General features: G+C 57.1%; 1 pseudogene. It reads left to right on the forward strand.

Annotated features, from left to right (window positions below):
* Positions 1–102: 102 nt before the first annotated feature.
* Positions 103–287: pseudogene (locus tag OA56_RS06300) on the forward strand (IS256 family transposase); the annotation flags it as partial.

Consider the following 287-nt stretch of genomic DNA (forward strand, 5'->3'; position numbering starts at 1 on the left):
GGTTGTGTACCATCCTTTCTGTAAATTCCGTTTAGCGCCTCTGGCAGGAAGTGCGCGGCGCTCGGTCTGACGCCATGACTTCGAGAAAGGAGTATGCCCATCATGGCGATGCGTGTCGAAACCAATCCTTTGGAAATGGCTTATGCTGTGTTGCTCGAACACGGACTGGAGGGTGCCGGCGAGGCTCTGCGCATCCTCGTCAATGAAGCCGCCAAGATCGAACGATCCCAGTTCCTTGGAGCGGCGCCCTATGAACGTAGTGAGCGACGGCGTGACTACGCCAACGG

The sequence above is a fragment of the Tepidiphilus sp. HLB4 genome, from assembly GCF_054823945.1.